16 protein-coding genes are annotated in these 14,851 nt (G+C 60.3%); 7 read left to right on the top strand and 9 right to left on the bottom strand.

Going from position 1 to position 14,851, the window contains the following annotated elements; genetic code table 11:
• Positions 1–97 precede the first annotated feature (97 nt).
• On the top strand, positions 98–253 hold the full coding sequence (locus tag ONB52_07650) for a hypothetical protein (protein MDZ7416022.1): 156 nt from the start codon (positions 98–100) through the stop codon (positions 251–253).
• A gap of 357 nt (positions 254–610) precedes the next feature.
• On the opposite strand, the gene ONB52_07645 is transcribed toward ONB52_07650, so the two are convergent.
• From ONB52_07645 to ONB52_07630, 4 genes are read right to left on the bottom strand one after another with little or no spacing between them, the layout of a single operon-like run.
• A complete protein-coding gene (locus ONB52_07645; protein MDZ7416021.1) occupies positions 611–1,060 on the bottom strand; it encodes a PIN domain-containing protein in 450 nt (149 codons plus the stop codon).
• Positions 1,057–1,293, bottom strand: coding sequence for a hypothetical protein (locus ONB52_07640; protein MDZ7416020.1), 237 nt, complete (start codon positions 1,291–1,293; stop codon positions 1,057–1,059). Before ONB52_07640 ends, ONB52_07645 begins: the two co-directional genes overlap by 4 nt.
• Before the next feature lie 19 nt (positions 1,294–1,312).
• The gene (locus tag ONB52_07635; GenBank protein MDZ7416019.1) at positions 1,313–1,777 is read right to left on the bottom strand and encodes a hypothetical protein; all 465 of its coding nucleotides are present in this window, start codon (positions 1,775–1,777) and stop codon (positions 1,313–1,315) included.
• A 26-nt stretch (positions 1,778–1,803) separates the two neighbouring features.
• Positions 1,804–2,172, bottom strand: coding sequence for a hypothetical protein (locus ONB52_07630; GenBank protein MDZ7416018.1), 369 nt, complete (start codon positions 2,170–2,172; stop codon positions 1,804–1,806).
• A 254-nt stretch (positions 2,173–2,426) separates the two neighbouring features.
• Here ONB52_07630 and ONB52_07625 point away from each other — a divergent pair, with 254 nt between their 5' ends.
• The 6 genes from ONB52_07625 (at position 2,427) to ONB52_07600 (ending at position 10,172) form a co-directional block, all read left to right on the top strand.
• Positions 2,427–3,785 (top strand): glycine--tRNA ligase, encoded by a 1,359-nt coding sequence (locus ONB52_07625; GenBank protein ID MDZ7416017.1) that lies wholly within the window; start codon positions 2,427–2,429, stop codon positions 3,783–3,785.
• A gap of 119 nt (positions 3,786–3,904) precedes the next feature.
• The gene (locus ONB52_07620; protein ID MDZ7416016.1) at positions 3,905–4,396 is read left to right on the top strand and encodes a hypothetical protein; all 492 of its coding nucleotides are present in this window, start codon (positions 3,905–3,907) and stop codon (positions 4,394–4,396) included.
• A gap of 157 nt (positions 4,397–4,553) precedes the next feature.
• Positions 4,554–5,351, top strand: coding sequence for a M48 family metalloprotease (locus ONB52_07615; protein ID MDZ7416015.1), 798 nt, complete (start codon positions 4,554–4,556; stop codon positions 5,349–5,351).
• Between the two features lie 169 nt (positions 5,352–5,520).
• Positions 5,521–7,230 (top strand): AAA family ATPase, encoded by a 1,710-nt coding sequence (locus tag ONB52_07610; protein ID MDZ7416014.1) that lies wholly within the window; start codon positions 5,521–5,523, stop codon positions 7,228–7,230.
• 129 nt (positions 7,231–7,359) lie between these two features.
• On the top strand, positions 7,360–7,761 hold the full coding sequence (locus tag ONB52_07605; GenBank protein MDZ7416013.1) for a cupin domain-containing protein: 402 nt from the start codon (positions 7,360–7,362) through the stop codon (positions 7,759–7,761).
• A 20-nt stretch (positions 7,762–7,781) separates the two neighbouring features.
• Positions 7,782–10,172, top strand: coding sequence for a M1 family aminopeptidase (locus ONB52_07600; GenBank protein ID MDZ7416012.1), 2,391 nt, complete (start codon positions 7,782–7,784; stop codon positions 10,170–10,172).
• Positions 10,173–10,575: 403 nt separating this feature from the next.
• Here the strand turns inward: ONB52_07600 and ONB52_07595 are convergent, their stop codons facing one another.
• The 5 genes from ONB52_07595 to ONB52_07575 form a co-directional block, all read right to left on the bottom strand.
• The gene (locus ONB52_07595; GenBank protein MDZ7416011.1) at positions 10,576–10,743 is read right to left on the bottom strand and encodes a hypothetical protein; all 168 of its coding nucleotides are present in this window, start codon (positions 10,741–10,743) and stop codon (positions 10,576–10,578) included.
• A gap of 200 nt (positions 10,744–10,943) precedes the next feature.
• Positions 10,944–12,104: a nickel pincer cofactor biosynthesis protein LarC gene (larC, locus tag ONB52_07590; GenBank protein MDZ7416010.1), complete on the bottom strand. Its 1,161-nt coding sequence runs from the start codon at positions 12,102–12,104 to the stop codon at positions 10,944–10,946.
• A 6-nt stretch (positions 12,105–12,110) separates the two neighbouring features.
• Positions 12,111–12,683, bottom strand: coding sequence for a hypothetical protein (locus tag ONB52_07585; GenBank protein MDZ7416009.1), 573 nt, complete (start codon positions 12,681–12,683; stop codon positions 12,111–12,113).
• Positions 12,684–12,753: 70 nt separating this feature from the next.
• Positions 12,754–13,746: a ketoacyl-ACP synthase III gene (locus ONB52_07580; GenBank protein MDZ7416008.1), complete on the bottom strand. Its 993-nt coding sequence runs from the start codon at positions 13,744–13,746 to the stop codon at positions 12,754–12,756.
• A gap of 15 nt (positions 13,747–13,761) precedes the next feature.
• Positions 13,762–14,844, bottom strand: coding sequence for a phosphatase PAP2 family protein (locus ONB52_07575; protein MDZ7416007.1), 1,083 nt, complete (start codon positions 14,842–14,844; stop codon positions 13,762–13,764).
• Positions 14,845–14,851 lie beyond the last annotated feature (7 nt).

The raw sequence follows: 14,851 nt of genomic DNA, 5'->3' as shown, positions 1-14,851 counted from the left end.
CCAACTCCGCAGGAGTGAACTGTTTATAGACCGGAAGATTCCTCGAAAACCGAAACCCCGGCGGGGTGACCTGTCTGCTTGCGGCGGCCATTGGCGATTGCCAGTTTCATTGCGCGCCTTTGCCCGCACCGAGCGGCCGCAACTTCTCCGCGCCCTCGCGGCCCTGCTGCCGGTCATTGCAGAGCTGGGCGGCGCGCCGGCCCTGGCCGCAACCGCCCGCGCCCTCGTCGACACCGCCAGGTGGTGGCCGTAAAGAGAAACAGGAAAAGGAGCCAACCAACTCCGCAGGAGTGAACTGTTTATAGACCGGGAGATTACCACGAAAATGCCGCAGCGCAGGCTTCCAGCCTGCCTTGCAGACAAGATCTCTGTGCTACGTTTTCAGCGCGCTGACTGTCCAGACGGAAACGCTCACGACCGCAAAATTTCCTGAACCGCAAAGGCACAAAGCAAAACCTTGTCGGCTTCCAGTGAAATTGCCCGCGCCATTCTGGGTGCTGGCCTGTGGCAGCCGTGAAACAACAAGACAAGGAAGAAGGGAGAAAACCGAAAAGACGGGCGAGGAAGGATTTACGCAGAAAAATCCACCACTTTTTGGCAAGCTGGCATTTTACAATTCAAGTTCATCCAGCACCAGCACCTGCAGCTCAGTTACGCGTTTCAATTGCTTATCGTTTGTCAAAAATGCCTGACAATTGAATTCCAATGCGGTGGCAATTTGCAAAGCGTCGGGGGTGCGCAGGTTGTAAGCGGCGCGCAAAATAGCCGCACGCTGCGAAATGCCGGCATCAATCGGTATCGTATCGAAATGGGCACTGTTGAGCAAGAGCTCGGAATACTCCTGCTGGAGCCTGGTGTCACCTTTTTTAACCGGTTGTAGCAATACTTCGGTAAACGTGACGACTGAAGTAATGCCCACCAGCGCGCCCCTGTCGATGCGTTGAAAGATTTCTGTGACCAGCGCATCATATTTGCGGTGTTTTTCGATAAAATAAATGACCGGGGCCGTGTCCAACCCCAAATTTTTTACACCGACCAAAGCAGCATCGAGCTTTATCATGGCCGATGATCCCATTCTTCGCGCAGTTTGGTGACATATTCCTGCGCGTCGATTCCTTCCCAAATCTCGGCGCCAAGGCCGTGTAGTTCCATGATGCTGCGTTTAGGATGCCTGACAGCATCCCGGTCTTGCGCCATTTTTCGCGCAATCAGCTCGACTAGCTTGAGCTGCTCATGAGACGGCAACGGCTTGATGTGCCGCTCGTAAAGTTGTTCGATGCGCACAGTTTGCATGAAACATCACCTTCAGGGTTCAATTGTTCGTGTCTTTGTATTCATAGGCACTCTTTTTCAATTGGCCATTTTGTAAAATAGTATCTGTCTGAAAAAGTTCCCAACTGCGCTGAGCCGGGCATCCCAAACAGCCAGCCTCTGCAAAAATCCGGGGTATTTGAAGCAACGACCAAGCCGGTGCAGGAACAGTCATTGCAAAGTCAGCAAGTTCGACCGGACACAAAATAGCATTCCTTCGCAACATCGCAACATAAATTTGGCGCGCCTTTGCCCGCACCGAGCGGCCGCAACTTCTCCGCGCCCTCGCGGCCCTGCTGCCGGTCATTGCAGAGCTGGGCGGCGCACCGGCCCTGACCGCAACCGCCCGCGCCCTCGTTGACACCGCCAGGTGGTGGCCGTGGGGCAAAAGAAAAAATTTTTTCGATTGCATTTTCGTGGGAGAAAAACTTGCTGCTGCACGGCAGTCCGTAGCACGGGTTTGCAAGCTGCCTTGCAGACAAGATGTCTGCGCTACGTTTTCAGCGCGCCGGCCCTGGCCGCAACCGCCCGCGCCCTCGTCGACACCGCCAGGTGGTGGCCGTAAAGAGAAACAGGAAAAGGAGCCAACCAACTCCGCAGGAGTGAACTGTTTATAGACCGGGAGATTACCACGAAAATGCCGTAGCGCAGGCTTCCAGCCTGCCCGCAGACAAGATCTCTGCGCGACATGTTCATCGTGATGGGATGCGCAAGCACACAAGACGAGTATTGCCCGAAAACGATCCCGACCGCGGATTTTTTTGAACCGCCAAACCGCCAAGTACGCAACGCAATACCAGCCTGGCGCTCTTCGCGGCTTCGCGGTTCAAATTTGGTTATCACAAAGCGGAACTCGAGCATCGCCCGGCACCGGCGCTGGCGAAGGCGCAGGCATACCCGGAGGTGAAAGATCCGGCGTTTGCTTCGATCCACTCGGAATACTTCGCCGCCGGGGTACGGGGCAGCACCTGCGGGAAGGCCCGGCGGTCGCCCGCCGCAAAAGTGTTGATTGGTTTTCTGTGGGAAACTAGGTATATTGCGTGCACATTTCCCGCCGGGCGCAAGGCCGGCGGTGCAGATCAACCGCTTCTGACAAGGATGAGACAGGAACAATCATGGTGGACAGCAAAAAGCTGATGGACAAACTCGTGGGGCTGTGCAAACGGCGCGGCTTCATTTTTCCCTCCAGTGAAATCTACGGCGGCCTGAACAGTTGCTATGACTATGGCCCGCTGGGCGTCGAACTTAAGCGCAACGTCAAGGATTTCTGGTGGCGGGCGATGGTGCAGATGCGCGACGACATCGAAGGGCTCGATGCCTCCATTCTCATGCACCCGCGCGTGTGGGAAGCAAGCGGTCACGTCGCCAATTTCACCGATCCGATGGTGGATTGCAAGGAGTGCAAGGCGCGTTTTCGCGCCGATCAAATCGAAGGTGCCCTGTGCGGCTCGCCGGCCTACAAGGGCCGCAAGGCAAGCAAGTGCGCGGAAGAAGGCAAGTTCACCGAGGCCCGCCAGTTCAACCTGATGTTCAAGACCTTCATGGGGCCGGTGGAGGAGGCGGCTAACGTCGTCTACCTGCGTCCCGAAACCGCGCAGGGCATTTACGTCAACGTCTACAACGTCATGCAGGCCGCACGCCAGAAGATTCCCTTCGGCATCGCCCAAATCGGCAAGGCCTTCCGCAACGAGATCACGCCCGGCAACTTCACCTTTCGCACGCGCGAGTTCGAGCAGATGGAAATGCAGTTCTTCGTGAAGCCGGGCACCGACATGGAATGGTTCGAGTATTGGAAGGCGCAGCGCATCGCCTGGTATGATGAACTCGGCATCCGCAAAAGCAAGCTGCAATTTCACCAGCACACGCCCGCCGAGCTGGCGCACTATGCCGCCGCCGCCTTCGACATCGAATACGAATTTCCCTTCGGCTGGAAGGAGCTGGAGGGCATCCACAACCGCACCGACTTCGATCTCAAACGCCATGCCGAATACAGCGGCCGCGATTTGAGCTACTTCGACGATGCCACGCGCGAGCGCTTCATACCCTACATCATCGAAACTTCGGCGGGCTGCGACCGCACCGTGCTCACCGCCCTGATCGATGCCTATGATGAGGACGTGATCGAGGGCGAGGCCCGCACCGTGCTGCGCCTGGCGCCGGTGCTCGCGCCGATCAAGGCCGGTGTCTTTCCGCTGGTCCGCAAGGACGGCATGCCGGAAGTGGCGGAAAAAATCCATCGCGAGCTCAAAAAACATTTCAAAGTTTTCTATGACGACGCCGGCGCAATCGGGCGGCGCTACCGCCGCATGGATGAAGCCGGCACGCCCTTCGGCATCACGGTGGACGGTCAGACCCTGCAGGATCAAACCGTGACCGTGCGCGAGCGCGACACGCTGGTGCAGAGGCGCGTTGCCATCGACCGGCTGCTGGCGTTCCTGCAGGAGATGATGGCGAATTACAAGCGCCCTGTCTGAGGGCAGACGGCGCCGGGACACACAATGGCGAGGATCGGCCGTCAGGGCCGGGCGCAACGCCGCGCCTGCCGGCAGGCGGCGCGCTTTGTTCCGCTTCTCATGATTCGAGGGAGGAAGCAGTGAGTGCAACCAAAACCAAAATGCGGCAACTGGTTGACTGGCGTGCGGCATGGCGCGCCGGGTTGTTGAGCGGTCTGCTGTGCCTGGCGGTCAACATGCTGCTCACCAGTGTCTATGTCGGCAGCCCCTGGGTGGTGATCCGGCTGGTGGCATCGCTGGTGCTGGGCGAGCGGGTGCTGCCGCCGCCGGCGACCTTCGACGCGACGGTCTTCGTTGTGGCGCTGGTGGTGCATCTTGGGCTTTCCCTCGGCTATGCGTGTTTGATTGCGTACGTGCTGCATCGCTGGGGCTTGCTCGTTGGCATTGCGGGCGGTGCAGTGCTCGGGCTGGCGCTGTATGCCATCAATTTTTACACCGTCAGCTTTTTCTTTCCCTGGTTCTTTCCGATGCGAAGCTGGATCATGGCCCTGAGTCACGCTCTCTTCGGCGCCTGTGCCGGCGGCTTGTACGAAGCCATGGAGGTCGAGAGGTTCGTGCCGGCGGAATCATGAAAATGCCGGCTGCAGGGCGGTATGAATTGTGAGAAACGATCACTGTGAGGGCAAAGTCATGTTGGAGAGCGAGCCGTTGCGCATGCAGTTTCCACAGAGTGGCTGGGGCCGGCGCGCCTATCCGGCCGTCGGCCGTACCGCCGGTGGTTCCGGCAGGATGCGTTTGTTGATCGGCCTGGTGATGGCGGCGTTCGCGTTGTTTTCCTATTTTCGCTCGAGCGTCTACAATCCGGTGACTGGCGAGCAGCAGCACATCAACATCACCGCCGAGCAGGAGATCGCGCTCGGCCTGCAGTCGGCACCGCAAATGGCGGCGCAGTTCGGCGGGCTGCATCCGGATCAGCGGGCGCAGGCGCTGGTCGATGCGGTCGGGCAGCGGCTGGTGCAGAGCAGCGCAGCCGCGCAAACGCCCTACCCATTCGAGTTCAGCCTGCTGGCCGACGAGCAGACGGTCAACGCCTTTGCGCTGCCCGGCGGCCCGATTTTCATCACGGCGGCGTTGTTCGAGCGTTTGCAGACCGAGGGGCAACTGGCGGGGGTGCTGGGGCATGAGATCGGACACGTGGTGGCGCGCCACAGCGCCGAGCATATTGCCAAGCAGCAACTCACCCAGGGACTGACCGGCGCGCTGGTGTTGTCGACCTATGATCCCGACAATCCCGGCAGCCGGCAAACCGCACAAATCGCGAGGGTGGTCGGCCAGTTGCTCAACATGAAGTACGGTCGGGAGGATGAGCTGGAATCCGACCGGCTGGGCGTGCGCTTTCTGGCGGATGCCGGTTATGATCCACGGGCACTGATCGGGGTGATGCAGATTCTGGCGGAGGCCGGCGCCGGGGCGCGCCAGCCGGAGTTTTTCAGCACGCATCCCAATCCGGAAAATCGCATCGCACAAATCGAGGCCGCCATTCAGGAGCGCTTTCCGCAGGGCGTGCCTGAAGGGTTGCGGCCGTGACATCAGGCCGCGCCGCCTCCGGAAACGGAAGAACGTGCGGCGCGAGGGTTGCCATCACGCCGGCAACGCTGGCGGGCAGGTGGTGATGAGGTTTCCCCAAAACGGTTGAACAGGTGATGCCGGCGGCGCAAAGGGCAACCCGGTATCACAGGTTTGACGCCGGCAGGCCATGCTGACCAAACTGACCATCAAAAACTTCAAACTCTTCACCGCGGTCGAAATCGAGCTGGGCCAACGTGTCGTCTTCATCGGCCCCAACAATTCGGGCAAGACTTCGGCGCTGCAGGCCCTCGCCTTGTGGGAAGCGGGTGTCAAACGCTGGCTGGAGAAGCGCGGAAATGCAAAGATTCCGGCCCAGCGCGCCGGGGTCACCCTCAACCGGCAGGATTTGATTGCGATTCCCCTGCCTTCGGCAAAATTGCTCTGGCGCGATCTGCATGTGCGCACCGGCGAACGCCAGGAAGGCAAAGCATCGACACGCAACGTTCTCATCGAAATCGGCGTCGAGGGCGTCAAGGAGAGGGCCTGGCAATGCTGTTTGGAATTCGATTACGCCAATGAAGAGTCTTTCTACTGCCGGCCACCGCTCGTCTCTGACAACCAGCGCATGGAGGTTCCCGGCGAGCTCAGGGAGCTGCAAGTCGCCTACCTGCCGCCGATGTCGGGTTTGGCCGCCCGGGAAGACCGCCTGGAGATGGGCTCCATACGGGTGCGTTTGGGAGAGGGACGTACTGCCGAAGTCTTGCGGAACCTGTGCTGGCAGGTTCTGCAGGGCAGGAATGGTGAGGAGAAATGGCAGGAGATTGCGGATCTGATCGGGGGATTGTTCGGCTCCCGATTGAGCCGCCCGCAATACGTCGCCGAGCGGGGTGAAATTACGATGGAGTACCGCACGCGCGACGGCACCGTGCTCGACATTTCCGCCAGCGGTCGCGGTGAGCAGCAAACGCTGTTGCTGCTGGCTCACATGGCCGCCAATCCCGGGGCCGTGCTGCTGCTCGATGAGCCGGATGCCCATCTTGAAATATTGCGGCAGCGCCAAATTTATGAGATACTCTCCCGGCAGGCGGAGAAGACGAACAGCCAGATCATTGCGGCCAGCCATTCGGAAGTTCTGCTCAATGAAGCGGCGGGGCGCGATGTCGTCATCGCCTTCGTCGGGCCACCCCACCGTCTGGACACGCGCGGCAGCCAGGTGCTCAAGGCCCTGCGCGAGATCCGCTTTGAGGATTATTACCTGGCGGAGGAAACCGGGTGGGTTCTTTATCTCGAGGGCGCGACAGATCTGGCCATGCTGCGTGCATTTGCCGACCGGCTGCAGCACGAGGCCCGGGTCTGGCTCGAAAGACCCTTTGTGCATTATGTCGGGAATCAGCCGCGCAAAGCGCAAGAGCATTTCTACGCCCTGCGGGAGGCCAAGGGCGATCTGATCGGCATCGCGATTTACGACCGCCTCGACTCCCCGCTGCCCGATGATCCGAAACTCGTCCAGCGAATATGGCAACGGCGCGAGCTGGAAAATTATTTGTGCCAGCGCGAAACCCTGCTGGCCTACGCGGAAAATGCGGGCCGCATGCAGTTTGGAGAGTTGTTTCGACCAAGCTGGCGCGACGCCATGGCGCAGGCAATTGCGGAAGTCGAAAAGGCACTGCTGACTTTGGGCAAGGATCCCTGGAGCGCGGACCTCAAGGCGAGTGAGGAATTCCTCGATCCCGTTTTCAAAAGATTCCACGAGAAGTTGGCTTTACCCAATCTCATGAGCAAGACGAACTATCACGTCCTGGTGAAGTTTGTGCCCGGCGAGGCGATTGCGGCTGAAATCCGCGAAATGCTCGATGCCATTGTTGCGGTGGCCGGCAGGGCCAGGCCGCGGGAATAGGCACGGCGTTTTCAACGGCTGTGCACGGCCTCCCGGGCCTGCGCCGGCACCGGGCGGAACACGGGCGGGGGCGGGAAATTTTCACTGATGGTGTTTTGAGATTTGCCACAAATAAGGAGCAGGACACCCATGTTGATCAAACACCAAAAGGATTGTGAGGAAATCATCGCCAACGATGGCTGCCGCCTGCGCGAGCTGTTGCATCCCGCGCGCGATCGCGGCGCCGATCTCTCCTATTCCCTGGCGATCGCTTATGTGGAGCCGGGCAAGGCGACCTATCGCCACTCGCTGCGGCAGTCGGAAGTTTACTACATCCTCGAAGGCCTGGGCAACATGCACATCGGCGGCGAGAGCCAGGAGGTGCAGCCGGGCGACGCCATCTACATTCCACCAGGTCAGGAGCAATGGATCGAAAACCTCGGCCAAAACGTGCTGGTGTTCGCGGCCATCGTCAGCCCGCCGTGGCGCGCGGAAGATGATATTCGGCATGACCTGCCCGCCGGAAGCGCCGGCGGAACCCGGCGAGGATGACCATGCCACTCTGAAAGCAGATGAAAGCGCCCGTCATCACATGCCTGCTTGCCGCCCTTGCCCTCGGCGTCCGCGTGCCGCCCGCCGGCGCAGCGGGGAAGAACGGCTTGCGCGATCCGGCACTGCAACGCCTCTACCGCAGTCTGCGCAGCCCGGCCATCGCGCAAACCGGCTGGTACACCGACACCCTGCGGCTGCATCTGCCGGACTTCCGCGTGACCTTGATCGCCGGCCGGCTGGCGCCGCTGCAAGACTCCATCGCCGGTTGCACCGGTCTGCTGTTCGAAGGCCAGGCGCACGTGGAATTCCACCCGCGTGACGACGCCGAACAATTTCAACTGGTCCGCTTCACCAAAGACTCCGTCATTACCGGCACCACCAACCACCTGCTGTTGCGCTTTCCGCATGCCGGCATGCTGCAAACCCTGCTGCCGGACACTGCCATCTTCGCCCGTCTGCCGCACGCCCCGGCGATTTTTTCGCGCCCGGCGCGGGAACTGGCGGATAATCTGCAGGCGCTTCTGCTCGAGCGCCGCGGCTACAATCTCGCCGCGCACCTGTTGCGCAGCCGGTTGCAGCCCGTCATTACCACCCAGGTGGTCTGCGCCTTTTCTCCCGAGCGCGACCTGAATCCCTTTCCGCCGTTGTACATTTATATCTATGACGCGGCTGCGGTCGAGCAGGTGGCATTCCTGCAGTATTTTCACAAGCGCGTTGGCCGGCCGCTGTTCACCGTTTGCAGCTACGCGGTCTCCGCGGATTCCACCGCCCCCCGGCCCGCCCTGCTGCGCTACAACGGCTGGATTCAACTCAGCCAAAACGGCATGCTGGAAGCCGACATGGGAGTGAACCTGCTGCTGCCCCAACAAAAACCGCCGGCCTTCCATTTCGCGCTGGCTGCCGATCTGGAGATCGCCTGGATTCTCTCGGAGGACGGCGACACGCTCAGTTTCGTGCGCGAGAAGAAGGAGGGCGAAGTCACGGTCTTTGTTGAACAAGCGCGTGCGCGCGGGGACACCCTGCGGCTGCTGTTCCACTACAAGGGCGAGTTGCTGCGCCGCCACGACAACGGCATGTATGCCCTGAAGGATGCGGTTTTTTGGGTGCCGCGGCTGGGTTACCTGCAGCGGGCGCATTACAACATCGTCTACAAATGCCCGCCGCGTTTGCGGGTGCTGACCCTGGGCCACCTGGTGCGCGATTGGGAGGAAGCGGGCTTTCACCTGAGCTATTATCGCACGCACGCACCGGCCAAAGCCTCGACCTTCTGCCTGGGCAGCTTCAACGCGGACACCGTGTTCATACCGGGTTTGGGGTTGCCGCCCATCGAAATCTACAGCAGTGCACGCCACACCCCCGGCACGCGCAAACGGGTGGCCGCCGATGTGGCCAACAGCCTCTACTTCTTCGCCAGCCGGCTGGGAGAATACCGCCTGCCGGTGCTGCGCGTCGTGGAGGTGCCCACCTTTCACAGCCAGGGCTTTCCCGGTTTCGTCACCCTGTCCTGGCTGGGATTTTCCGGCCATGCCCAGGGCCCGCGCGAAGCGCTGCGCAGCCACGAAATCGCACATCAATGGTTTGGCAACACGCTGGGCTGGGCCACCTATCACGATCAGTGGCTGAGCGAAGCCTTTGCCGAATACCTCGGCGCGCTATATGTGGAATGGGTGTTGCGCGACAAAAATCACTTCACCGAGATTTTGCAGGCCTGGAGCAATGATTTGCTGGAGCAGGGCAACGTCGGCGTGAGCATCGGCATGCAGCGCTTCGGATTCAGCAAGGAGGCTTTGCGCAAGAGTGAGGGCCTGCGCGCCGGTCCCATTGCCATGGGCGTTCGCCTCGGCCAGCGCGAGGCGCTGGACTATTACATGCAAACCTACGAAAAGGGCGCCTACGTTCTGCACATGTTGCGCTGGCTGCTGCGCGATCTTGACACCGGCGACGATTCCCGCTTCTGGAATTTGCTCGCGGACTTTCTTCGCGTGCATCGCGACGGCGAGCCCGCCACCCGCGACTTTCAGCGGCTGGCCGAGCAGCATTATGGCGCGCCGCTCACCGATTTCTTCCGGCAATGGATTCATCACAACCACGTGCCGAGGTATCACTGGCGCCACGAGATCATCACCGTGCCCGCCACCCTGCCGGCCGGACTGCCGGTGGCGCGCCCCGCCCCCTCCTCGGGCAAACCGGAATATATCGTGCGCGTGCACGTACGCCAGCAGGACGTCCCGCCGGATTTCAACATGCCGGTTCCCGTTACGGTGGAATATGCCGACGGCTTCACGCTGACCCGGCGCGTGCAAGTCTCACATGAAGGCGGATTGCTGGAATTTCCCGCCTATCCGGCCAGAGTGAGCCGCGTTGTTTTCAACACCGGCAACGCGGTGCTGTGCCGCATCTCGCCCAATTGACCGCCACCCGCAAGCCCTGCGAACTCTCCCACGGCCCGCCCGGCCGTGCGCCTTTCGTTTTCCAAAGCCACCTTACAAAATGCGCGCATTATGACTGCCAGGCAAACCCCGGAAACGCTGAACTGCCGGGGCACAAAAAATTTTGCATGCTTTCCCTCGGCGTCATCGCAATGACTTTGCGCCCCGGCATGCACTTTTGTTTTTATGCGGCTGGCCCGGGCCGGCGTTGGACAGAGCCCGGCCGTTCCTCCGGAGCTTGCATTTTGTCACTGACCCGAAGCCATCAGCCCGGTCCGCTCGAGCTGTTTTCGCTGCTGCCCTGCAGATGAGAGGTGCAGCTCCTCAGTCCCGTCGGGGACGCCCTGCTTGTCGTGCAGCAGGTATTCAACCCTCGGTATCAAGATCAAACAAAAAATCCGCCCACCAAAGCAGAATTCCCACGGAAAAGGCCATTTGTGCAGGAGGTTTCCAGGGCGTTGCCTTCTGCCATCCCATCATGCCCGGCGGCGCGGGCGGAGAGCCCGGTGTCGGGAGCAAAAACAAAAAATCCTCCCACGAAAAAACATTTCATGAGAGTGCATTTTCGCGGGAGGAAAAACATGCCGCCTTTGGCAAACAGGCGAATTTTATACGGAGGATTGAAATTGGAACTGCGGAGCGCGAAGCTTCAGCCGGGCATGCCGGTTCAAAAAACAGCTCCCAACAGGTATGAAAGCGCACAAGATGGGAAGGAATGCGATTTCCCGCAGAGCAGATGGCAGGCGGCGCCCCTCATGAGGCCTTGCTTTCGGCCGCCACGATTTCATAAACCCGGCGCAGCGGCAGGCCCTGCTGCAGTGCCAGCCGCCGGCATTCCTCATACTCCGGGGTGATGTGTTTGCGGCCCTGCCATTCCGCAACTTTGATCTTCACCGGACCCAGCGAGGTCATTTTCTCCTCCTGCCAGCGCCGCAGCTTGCGGCGGGAGACTGGCATCAGCCGCACGCCCAGGGTGGTGGTTTCGCCATAAATGATGCCGAGCAGCTCCTCGACCTTTTCCTGCGCGGCGAGCACGGCGAGCAGAATGCCCGGCCGGCCTTTTTTCATTTGAATCGGCGTGAGGAAGGCATCCAGGGCACCGGCCTCGAGCAGGCGATCGATGACGAACGGATAGAGTTCCGGGTTCATGTCATCGATGTTGGTCTCCAGCAACATCACCGTGTCGCTTTGGTGCGCGCTGACCGCGTCGCCGAGGATCAGGCGCAAAACGTTCGGCAGTTCCTGAAAATCGCCGCTGCCCGCGCCGTAGCCGACTCGCGCAATTGTGAAGGGGGAGCGATCGCAGGGTTTGCCCAGCGTGGTGAGAATGGCGGCGCCGGTGGGCGTGACCAGCTCGAAATCGATGGGCCCGGGTTGCGCCGGGAAACCGCGCAGCAGCTCGACGGTGGCGGGCGCCGGCACCGGCATGATGCCGTGTTCACAGTGCACCGTGCCGCCGCCCAGCGGGAGTTTCGAAACCAAAATCGCGTCCAGGTGAAGGGAGTGCAGCCCGGCAACCGCACACACGACATCAGCGATGGCATCCACCGCACCGACTTCGTGGAAATGAATCTTCTCCGGCGTGGTGTTGTGCACCCGCGCTTCGGCCACCGCCAGGCGTTGAAATACCTGCAACGCCTGTTGCTTGACCTCTGCGGCCAGCCCCGCCGCATTGATGATCGCCGCGATATGATGCAGGTGGCGGTGCCTGTGTTCCGGCGGGAAATCCACCTTCACACGGGTGGCGGAGATGTCATGGCGCTTGACTTTCGTTGCGGTCAGTTGCAGACCGGGCAATTGCAGCGCCGCGGCAGTGCGCTGCAGGTACTCGAGCGGAACGCCGGCATCGACCAGTGCGCCCAAAATCATGTCGCCGCTGGCACCGGCAATGCAATCGAAGTAGGCAACAGGCATGAGGCATCAGATCCTGGAATGATGAGGTTCATCCCAAACCGTGCGCTGCGACTGCTGGCGGGGTGAGGCAAGAAGACCGGGTGTCACCGGCGAAATTCCATGGGGCTGGAGTGAAGCGATAAACAGCCCGTTGCGCTCGAACTGTCTTCGCTGCTGCCCTGCAGATGAGAGCTGCAGCCCCTCCGTCCCGTCGGGGACGCCCTGCTTGTAGCGCGGCAGGCATTCAACCCTCGGTATCAAGATCAAAAAATCAGCCCACGAGAGCAGAACTCCCACGCAAAAAGCCATTTTGTGGAGGAGGTTCTCCAGGGCGTTGTCTTCTGCCATCCCATCATGCCCGGCGGCGCGGGCGGAGAGCCCGGTGTCGGGAGCAAAAGACAAAAAATCCTCCCACGGAAAAACATTTCGTGAGAGTGCATTTTCGCAGGAGGAAAAACCTGCCGCCTTTGGCAAACAGGCAAATTTTATACTCGAGAGTTGAAATTGAAATTTTCGAGTGCGAGGCTTCAGCCGGGCACGCCAGTTCAAAAAATAACCCTGAACAGGTATAGCAGTCGAAAAAAACGGTTGCTCACCCACACGCTACTCCGCCGCCTTCGAGCGGTTCCAGCTTTCAGCCCGGGCATTGATCTTCAGCAAGCGCACCGGCTCACCACCGCACCGCGGCACTCGCCCAGGTGAAGCCGCTGCCAAAGGAGGCCAGAATCAAATAGTCCCCGGGCTTGATTTTGCCCTGTTCCAGGGCTTCATCGAGCGCAATCGGAATCGAAGCGGCGGTGGTGTTGCCATAGCGCTGAATATTGCTGAACACTTTTTCGGGTGGCAGGCCCAGGCGCTGGGTCACCGCTTCGGTGATGCGCAGATTGGCCTGATGCGGCACCACCAGCGCCACCTGGTCGAGCGTCAGGTTGTTCGCCTGCAGCGCTTCCATGATGACTTCCGGGAATTTGGTGACCGCATGCTTGAACACTTCGCGGCCGTTCATTTGCGGATAACAAGTGCCGTCGGTGAGAATGCCGTCGTACAGCCGCGGGATGCGCCGGCTGCCGGGATTCTCGGTCCACAATTCTCTGGCGTAGCGGCCGTCGGCATGCAGATGGGTTGACAGCACGCCATAGCCGTCGGTATTGGCCTCCAGAATCGCGGCGCCGGCACCGTCGCCAAACAGCACGGCGACGTGCCGGCCGCGTTCGTTGTATTCCAATCCGGTGGAGTGCACCTCTGCGCCCACCACCAGCACGCGGCGATATTGCCCGGTGCGGATGAAGGCATCCGCCACCGCCAGGCCGTAAATGAAACCGGTGCATTGCGTGCGCACATCCAGCGCGCCGATGCCGGGCACGCCGAGTTTTTGCTGCAGCAGGCAACCCGAGCCGGGAAACATGTAGTCCGGGCTGAGCGTGGCAAACACGATGAAATCGAGGTCTGCCGGTTCGAGCCGGGCGCGCTCGAGCGCAATCCTGGCGGCCTCATAGCCGAGATCGGAAACGCCGATTTCGCGGTCCACAAAATGCCGTTGTTGAATGCCGGTGCGCTCGCGAATCCACTCATCGCTGGTGGGTACGAGTTTGGTCATGTCTTCGTTGGTCACAATTTTTTCCGGCAGGTGGCGGCCGGTGCTGATAATGCGACTGCGGATCATACGCCTTTCTCCTCTTCAGCCAGAGCGTGTTAACCACTGTCGGGATGGTGGGGGCGTGATGGCACGGAAAGCCTGGGCTTGCGCCGCGACGAAACGCGCAAAGATTTTGGGATAAAGCAGGCGGGTCGCGATCGCGTAAGCGGCAAAAATGTAAAGACCGCCGATGAGCAAATCAACGATATAATGCTGATTCAAGTAAACCGCCGAAAACCACACGCCCAGGGGGTAAAGCAGCAGCCAGCCGAGATGGCGGTGAAACTTTTTGTAGGCGAACAACACGATCACGATGGGATACGCGCCGTGCAGCGAGGGAATGGCGGCAAAGTGATTCGCGTTGAACTTGCCCCACAACGTGGTGAAGAAATCGAAACCCATGAAACGGTCGATGTCGATCATGCGACCGGCGCTCGTGCCCCAAAAGCTCGAGTCGGGCTCCGGCGGGCTGAAACCGTGGCTGTAAACATACCACGGCGGCGCCGCCGGGTAAAGCATGAACGTCGTCAGCGCCAGCAGATTGAGGGTGGTCAGGGTGTAGACGAACTGGTAAAACATCGGGCGGTCGTTGCTGGTGTGCCAGAAAATCCAGCCCAGCACCAGTGGCAGGGCGAAGTGCAGGACATAGAGATTGCCGGCGAGCAAATCGATGGTGACGTTCAGCCAGTGCCAGTCCCGGTTGAAACGCAGGGCTTGCAGATCGAAAGGCGGTATGTCCACGCCCGGCAGCCATTGAAAAAACCAGCGCTCCAGACGGTAGGGCTCGACGATGTGAATCGTGCCGCGCACGGTATCGGCAATGCCCCGCATCATGTCATAGGCCACCCAGAATAAAATGAAGGGCAGCCAATCCAGCAGAAAGCGTTTGGCGCGCGCCCGGCCCAGCACGAAGGAGAAAATGAACAGCGCAAAGAAGTAGTGATCGGGACGACGGTTGGTGACCTGGTTGATGACAATGAGGTAGACGATCACACCCGCAAAAATGAACCACTTCCAGCGCTGATCGGGATGCTGCAAATGATCGCGCAGTTGCTGCCAGCGTGATCGCCACGTTGAGGAAGGGGTGGGGAAATGGCGGGGTGGCGGCGGCAAAATGGTCTCCATGTGAAGT

The sequence above is a fragment of the candidate division KSB1 bacterium genome, assembly GCA_034506255.1.
Classification (GTDB): Bacteria; Zhuqueibacterota; Zhuqueibacteria; order Zhuqueibacterales; family Zhuqueibacteraceae; genus Coneutiohabitans; species Coneutiohabitans thermophilus.
Note: the sequence above shows the minus strand (reverse complement) of the source record. Positions and strands in the feature narration are given on the sequence as shown.

Coding starts and splice junctions, on each gene's coding strand:
- ONB52_07580 (MDZ7416008.1), bottom strand. CDS start 13,746: ATGATCCGCAGTCGCATTATCAGCACCGGCCGCCACCTGCCGGAAAAA.
- ONB52_07610 (MDZ7416014.1), top strand. CDS start 5,521: ATGCTGACCAAACTGACCATCAAAAACTTCAAACTCTTCACCGCGGTC.
- ONB52_07625 (MDZ7416017.1), top strand. CDS start 2,427: ATGGTGGACAGCAAAAAGCTGATGGACAAACTCGTGGGGCTGTGCAAA.
- ONB52_07595 (MDZ7416011.1), bottom strand. CDS start 10,743: ATGAAATGTTTTTTCGTGGGAGGATTTTTTGTTTTTGCTCCCGACACC.
- ONB52_07575 (MDZ7416007.1), bottom strand. CDS start 14,844: ATGGAGACCATTTTGCCGCCGCCACCCCGCCATTTCCCCACCCCTTCC.
- ONB52_07640 (MDZ7416020.1), bottom strand. CDS start 1,293: ATGCAAACTGTGCGCATCGAACAACTTTACGAGCGGCACATCAAGCCG.
- ONB52_07645 (MDZ7416021.1), bottom strand. CDS start 1,060: ATGATAAAGCTCGATGCTGCTTTGGTCGGTGTAAAAAATTTGGGGTTG.
- ONB52_07630 (MDZ7416018.1), bottom strand. CDS start 2,172: ATGCTCGAGTTCCGCTTTGTGATAACCAAATTTGAACCGCGAAGCCGC.
- ONB52_07605 (MDZ7416013.1), top strand. CDS start 7,360: ATGTTGATCAAACACCAAAAGGATTGTGAGGAAATCATCGCCAACGAT.
- ONB52_07600 (MDZ7416012.1), top strand. CDS start 7,782: ATGAAAGCGCCCGTCATCACATGCCTGCTTGCCGCCCTTGCCCTCGGC.
- ONB52_07615 (MDZ7416015.1), top strand. CDS start 4,554: ATGCGTTTGTTGATCGGCCTGGTGATGGCGGCGTTCGCGTTGTTTTCC.
- larC (MDZ7416010.1), bottom strand. CDS start 12,104: ATGCCTGTTGCCTACTTCGATTGCATTGCCGGTGCCAGCGGCGACATG.